5 protein-coding genes are annotated in these 7,207 nt (G+C 39.7%); all 5 read right to left on the bottom strand.

Translation table 11 applies throughout. The annotated features are described in order from the left end of the window. Window positions 1-443 precede the first annotated feature (443 nt). Window positions 444-1,283, bottom strand: coding sequence for a helix-turn-helix domain-containing protein (locus tag DWZ47_RS05480; protein WP_004322970.1), 840 nt, complete (start codon window positions 1,281-1,283; stop codon window positions 444-446). Window positions 1,284-1,547: 264 nt separating this feature from the next. After that, a complete protein-coding gene (locus tag DWZ47_RS05475; protein ID WP_117512486.1) occupies window positions 1,548-2,513 on the bottom strand; it encodes a fimbrillin family protein in 966 nt (321 codons plus the stop codon). A gap of 54 nt (window positions 2,514-2,567) precedes the next feature. Continuing rightward, on the bottom strand, window positions 2,568-3,569 hold the full coding sequence (locus tag DWZ47_RS05470) for a DUF5119 domain-containing protein (protein WP_233525005.1): 1,002 nt from the start codon (window positions 3,567-3,569) through the stop codon (window positions 2,568-2,570). A 9-nt stretch (window positions 3,570-3,578) separates the two neighbouring features. Further along, window positions 3,579-4,856 carry a DUF3575 domain-containing protein gene (locus DWZ47_RS05465; RefSeq protein WP_117512485.1) on the bottom strand — a complete coding sequence of 426 codons (1,278 nt, stop codon included), beginning with the start codon at window positions 4,854-4,856 and terminating at the stop codon, window positions 3,579-3,581. Window positions 4,857-5,159: 303 nt separating this feature from the next. Beyond that, entirely contained in the window at window positions 5,160-6,935 is a 1,776-nt protein-coding gene (locus DWZ47_RS05460) for an oxaloacetate decarboxylase (protein ID WP_032851867.1), read from the bottom strand. Between the last annotated feature and the right edge of the window lie 272 nt (window positions 6,936-7,207).

The raw sequence follows: 7,207 nt of genomic DNA, 5'->3' as shown, positions 1-7,207 counted from the left end.
AAATATAAGAATGAAAAAAGGGCGACAAGATAGAATCGCGGAGACGCTTACGTTACCGCTTTCACCTGTCTTATTAAAATATCCCTTGAGCTAAAACAATTATCATTATAGCTAATCCGGATATGCTTATAGCAAATCCGCTTTCAGGTATTAATGAGTGAACTGTGCGGATGTAATACTTTGGCCGCCAAGTCTTAACACCTTAGTTCTCATGTGTTAATACTTGAGTTGTTGCATCTATATATCCAGCATCTTGAAGCTATATATCCAACACCTTGGAGCTATATGTCCAACAGTCGGTATGAATAAACTCAATAGGTGAAATCGGGAAGGTTCAGTTTCACCTGAATTTCTCCCTTGCTTTCACCCGCTGTTACCTTATTCATCGGCATTTAGAGAATTGGGTGAAACCGGTGAACCGCAATTATCTTACATAGTTGCATTTATGAAATGTCTTGCCTACGTAAATTACGTGGAGAGGCACCAAAAGATTTCTTGCAGAAATTAGAAAAATGGGGTAAAGATTCAAAACCATATTTATAGCATATCTCCGAGATACTACATTTAGAGTTGTTCAAGTCGTCCAAAATGCCCTCTTTACGTCTCGCCAGCATCCATTCATAAACAGGTTCATGAAAGACGTTATTGAAGATACGACGGAATGTACTAAGAGTATATCCACCCAATTGTGCCAGTTCTTCCACTGTCTTTACTTTCTTATAGTTTTGAATAACGAAGTATTGGAAACTGTTTACATATTTAGAGAGTGGATGCACCAAGCTCGAAAGATCATAATCGGAATAATAGTATCCCAATACAAACGCCAATTCTTTTCGTTTCAGAGATAGCAAATCCCGACAGACTTTATCTCCTTTCAAATAAGTAATAGACCCATTGAGGAAATATTGCAGTTCTGGAATTATTTTTAATGGAGTATAAATAAGTGGAGGAGATACTTCCTTCATGATATGATTGAAACGGAAATCACAAAACAGTTCGGGCTGAATAAAACGATAATAAATGCACTCACATTCAGTCATAGCAAGCATCTCAAACATAGAACCAATGGCCTGAAGGATAAATTCACCTTCCTTAAGCATTGTCCCCGCATATTCCTTACTATTGACCAGTATTTCTCCCTTCATCAAAAAAAGGATAAGATTTTCTTCACACTTTTGAGCCGGTTTATGAAAACCACGCTGATAAATCACATGAGTAATGGCATTACTCACCGCTTTTGGACATATTTGACAATCCCAGGTTCCTTGACAAATAGATGGCATACGCTGACTGTGTTTGTTTTTGTTTATGCTGCCAGCAAAAATATATGAAATCTTTCATATTGCCATAAAAAAAGAGAGAAAAGTGAAAAAGAGGTTAGGTAAAAGAAAAAAGGTATCCACTACAAAAATGTAAGTAACATATAGAATTAAAATTCCCAATCTTTTTCTGGAGAAACTAGGCTATATTTTCTATCATAATTCCAAAACACAAGAAGAACCGATGTAACATACAAATTACATCGGTTCCATAGATTTAATCTTGTGTTAGTCAACAGTTGGAGTTACAGGATCTTCAGCATCCCAACCAGTAACAGTTGCAGTGATACCAACTTCTTGAGCACCAATAGGCAATGTTAGTTTATATAGTATTTTCTTTCCAAACGCCCATGCAGCAGTACTTGTCAAAGATACTTCCTTACTATTTTCAGCAATCTTACTTCCATCTTTCTCTACGGTATATTCTATAGATATTTTTGCATCAGTAAGAGCTTGCGGTATTAACATCAACGCATTACCTGCTTTTACAGCTGTCTTATCATCTGAAAAAGCCCCAAGTTCATATGCATAAGAGACACTTGTCTCTGTACCTGCAGTCCAAGTCCCTGCGTTAACACCTGCATATGTAAATGTTCCACTTCCCTTAATTCCAGTCAATTCCACTTTAGATATAGTATAGGTATAACCAGCCTCTTTTGTCACCTCGATATTTACTTGAGTCAATGCATGTTTAAAAGTTAAAGAAACATCTGTTGCTGCTTCATTTGTCTTCTTTTGAGCATTTGCCACAGATGCAATCACTAAGTCCTTTTGAAGGGCAGCTGTATTTCCCACTGTATAAGTAAACTTAGGATATCCTTTATCAGTAGTACCATTCGGAGCTATATATGTAACTCCGTCTTTTGGAGAGTATGCAAAGAATTGCAGATTTTCTGCAAGAGGCCAATAATATGGACCTCCAGATACCGTCCATTTAGAATCCGAATAAGTAGCAGAACCATTTATCCATGGTGTCGAAAGAGTCACCGCAGCACTCATCTCCTCTGCCTTCGTATTATACGCATAAACCTGAAAGCCAGAACTCTTTAAACCGTCTGTATCCAGTTCAGTAGCTCTAGTTACCGCCGTATTAAAATTAATTTCGGCCTTCTGTGAAGGGGCTTCAAACTCTTCATTCTGTGAGCAACCCGTAATTGCCAAAGCAGCTGTTACTGCCAATAAAATCTTCTTCATAACTGTATTTTTTTAAGTTTATAATATTGTTATATTTTGTTTATAGCATCTATTTCATTTCACGGGTAACTCAACATTATCTTCGGGTCCCCATCCATCAACATTACCACCCATTCCTCCACCTCCATCAGGATTCGGTGGTGTTTCCGGCTTATCAACCTCAATCTTATCATCAGGCGGTAACTCAATCTCCGGTGGTGGGGTTGGCTTTCCATCTTCCCCTGTTCCAGCATTTTCAAGTGTACCTATTATTTCAGTAACATCAATTGTTGCTTCCTGAACTGTATTATCTGTTTTGATAAATTTCAATATTAATATTATAGCACCTTTCTCACTAGAAGTTTCTCTCTCTGATGTTGACATTCGCGTCGGCATTGTCATTTCCTTTACTTGTTTGAAAGCGGTGAAAGATGCCGTTACCTTATTGTCTCCCTTCCTTACCTCAAAGTAGATAGGTTGTGAGCTACATACTCCACGACCTTTGCCTATACAGTAACAATCGGATAATCCATCAATGCTTCCTACCACTGTTGCAACATACTCCAAACCTTTAGCCTCTACTGCAAAAGAATATTTCTTCACCACAGATTCTAACTTCCAGTCTAAGCGAAGCACTTCTTCACTCTTCTCTATTTTCAGCTCATCTATATTCAACACATACAATGAATCCGGTGACCAAACCATCTTTTCCGTTCCTTCAATCCCTAAACCATTGCAGTTTCCCGTATAGGCTTCTATCGTTTCATAGGACTCTTCGCCCCTGATTCGTATAGATTCCGTATTATAATTGTAGACTACTACCGAATACCGTCCCGGAGGAACTTTCATTTCTCCACCTCGTACCGAAAGGTATTTATCTACTTTCCTGCCTTCTCCGTTCTTCGGATAAAAAATCACCCGAACTCCCTCCGGCAGTTGATCTGTCACTCCATCCCAATCCAGCTTTATATCTACCCCACTTACGGGATAATCATCCAATATATCGCGACGACTACATCCAGTTAGCATCAGCAGCAAGGACAAAAGCACAAGAAACCCGTATCTTGTATTTCGCATTGCGTCCTCCTATTTCTTTGTTGTTATCAGCCATACCAAAGAAACTTTCGCCTTGGTAGGACCAATAAAGTTATAACGCCCACTATTTGTCCATATAATATCTCCCTCATAAGGAGTATATTTTTTATATTCTGTTGTCAAATACCCTATGCCAAGACTGAATTCAAGAGAAAAATGCCGTGCCAACCGCCGTGCATATCCATAAGTCACTCCCGCAGCTCCGTAATACTTACCTTGATAGCCATCTCCACGCAGCTGGAAGTCATATATCCCGCCTTCAGCATAAAGTCCGATAAAATGTCCGGTCAATCGGTCACGTTTCTGACGGTTTCCCAGCCAACAACGTCCGTCCATCCCTCCCGAAAGGAGCTGATAGCAGAAATCATGTTTGCTATTCAGCCACCACGGACATTTATATTCAGTATTCAAAGACCACCTCTTGCCTATCGGAATTTCCACTTCTATATTTGGCGCCAATGCCAAATCATATAACAGATTATTCTTCACTGCAAGTACAGTTTGGCTTTTCACCGGCCCTTCTGCCTCCGATATATCGACCTCACAGGCCTGTTTTTTTTCACTTTCTCCCACAGGCTTATCAGGTTGATCTTTCGGAAGCGCCTCTTCCTGCTTTGAAACAAACAACCCGGAGACAGAAGATACCGGTTCAAAAGCCTCTTTACCTAATTTCGAAGTTTCTCCGACAATCGTAATAACCGATCTCCGCAGTTCTGGAAAGATATTGTGAACAATGTATCGGTAAGCAATTCCCCGATTCAATTTTCGCAACAGTTGTTTCCGTTTATTGACATCATTCTTATGATAATCAATCAATATCAGCACTTCTTCCCGATCTGGCAAGTTGGAGTCGGATGCCACCAACTTACGAAACTCCGACCAATCCTCTCCCCCTGAAAAAAAATGAATCTTATCAACACTAACATCCGAATTATACCGTTGTAAGAATTCCTTTATCGAATCATTTCTCCGAGCAGCCAAACTTCTATTATAAGATTCATCACCATCAGGAGAAACAAAAGTTTCCACATTCAGCGCTGTTATATATTTCGTATTCAAGTTTCCGAGAAGCAAAGAATATAAAATTGTAATTACCTGATTATTAATTTTATAACTAAGATCCACTTTCGCTTCATTCGCATCAAAACATATCACTGCCCGCCGGATTGTATCATTCGCAACAGCGAAAAATGGAATCGAAGCATACCCACTTTCTGGAAGGCTTAATAAAGCCATAAGAATAGTCAATATATAGATACCATGTTTCATTGTCGTTCGTTTCTGATGACAAATATAGAAGTTAGAAAATAAATTAAATCATACTTGGAGAACAAAAAATAGGGTGTGAAAGGTTCTGTGAAACGATTGAAACGATTTTGCAAGTTTGAGGAATTAAAGTCAGTCATAAACAAAAAAAAGATACACAAATTACCGACTATGAATCGATCCTCTGTGTATCCACTAATAACGTCCCTCCATCGAATTCATACCAAAAGAAAGCTGCAACCTCATAAAAGATTGCAGCCTGAAATTCTTTATTGGGTAATCTATACCCTAGCTCTTATAAAAGGCTTACGCAAAAATATCACTCCGCAGAATATAACCGATTACATCTCCCTTATGCACATTAGCACCTTGCTGTGCACATACCTCCACCACACGTCCGGTAAATCCGGTCAGAATCTTTTCATATTCTCCCCACGGGGTAGAAAGATAACAAAAGACTTCGTCATGCTGATATTTACGTCCGATGAATGGAGCAATGGATGGGCCCTCTACGGAAACTTCCCAAAGTACCTGCCCGTTATCAGGAGCAATGACCGGGTCCGCCTTGGCACGCTTCAATTTCTTAATTTCCTCTTCTGAATAGCCGTTCTTTGCCATAGCCGCATCTTTTGCATGTTGTAACTCTTCCTCAAAACGCTTTTTGGCAACGCCGGACTTATAATCACGATATTGGCGATCGTGCATGGCCAGTTCGAACAGTTCCTCGTCATCCTCTCCATATTCCCAGCCATTTTCATCCATTTCCTTCCGATATTCATCCAAAGCATCCGGATAATTCAACTGCGGGTCGGTATCGACAAATTCATATCCTTTAGATTTCGCCAATTCTACGATCTCCGGAGCGAGCTTACCCGGAAGACGTCCACTTTTACCCAGAATCATATCCCAAGTGTGGTTATCTATCATTGTCCAGCGTTCTTCCCCTTTTACCTGTTGCATAAGATTCATTAATGCAACATTCTTCACATACTGGCTGAAAGGAGTTACCAAAGGAGGATAACCCAGCTTAGGCCATACATATTCCACTTCATCAAAGAGCATCACAAGCAAATCATCCAGACTAAGTTCTGGCTCATTCTTACTCCTTAATATCATATTGATACCGGAATGCACTCCTTTCAGGTCTGCCATCATGGAACCCATCATACCACCCGGCAAACCGCATTTCAGTAGAAGAGAAGACATATATTTATTGGTAGGATCCATAAAATAACCCAGAAAATCATCAATGAATTCTTGCGTCATAGCGCGAGCTTTCATATATGCTTTCATATTTATGTCGGGAACCTGGAAGCCTAAATCTTTCAACATAGCCTGCACGGAGATTACGTCCGGATGCACTTTGCCCCAAGACATAGGCTCCATAGCTACATCAATGATGTCCGCGCCATTTTCGCAAACCTCAAGGATAGAAGCCATAGACAATCCCGGTCCGCTATGACCATGATATTGAATCAATGTATCCGGATGTTTCTCCTTGATAGTCCTGACCAATTCTCCTAACATACCCGGACGACCGATACCCGCCATATCCTTCAAGCATATTTCAGGTGCACCGGCCTCAATCAGTTGATCGGCAATTCGGGCATAATACTCAACAGTGTGTACGGGAGAATAGGTGATACAAAGAGTTGCCTGCGGAATCATACCTGCTTCCAAAGCATATTTAATAGAAGGAATGATATTTCTTGTTTCGTTCAGTCCACAGAAAATACGTGTGATGTCCACTCCTTGCGCATGCTTGACTTTATACATCAGTTTACGCACATCTGCCGGAACCGGATACATGCGCAACGCATTCAATCCGCGATCGAGCATATGCGTTTGAATACCCGCTTCTTTAAAAGGTGCGGTAAAAGCACGGACGGCCTTATTAGGATTTTCGCCGTACAACAGATTCACTTGCTCAAAAGCACCGCCATTCGTTTCAACTCTGGCAAAACAGCCCATCTCAATAATCAAAGGAGCGATACGTACAAGCTGATCAACCCGAGGTTGATATTTACCGGAAGATTGCCACATGTCCCGATAAACAAGACTGAATTTAATTTCCTTTTTCATCATAGCCAATAATAAGTGATTTTTTCTTCGGTTAACTTCACATATACAAATATAGAGGTTTAAACTGACATATAGTCAAACAATCACCTTAAAAAATAGATATAAAGAGATGTTTAATATCATAATGCAAGAAAACCATCTTCACTTAGATCCATTTACTATAAATAACAAATCAAATTGTTTTATGTTCGCATTTATTCTTATAAGAATACTAACAAGTATGTTAGTAACAACATTGTTAGTAACAAACTTGTTAGTATTTCAAAGAATCA

Source organism: Bacteroides sp. AF32-8BH (genome assembly GCF_003435205.1).
GTDB classification, from domain to species: Bacteria; Bacteroidota; Bacteroidia; order Bacteroidales; family Bacteroidaceae; genus Bacteroides; species Bacteroides ovatus.
The sequence above is the reverse complement of the archived record's forward strand: the minus strand, read 5'-3'. Positions and strand labels throughout refer to the sequence as shown.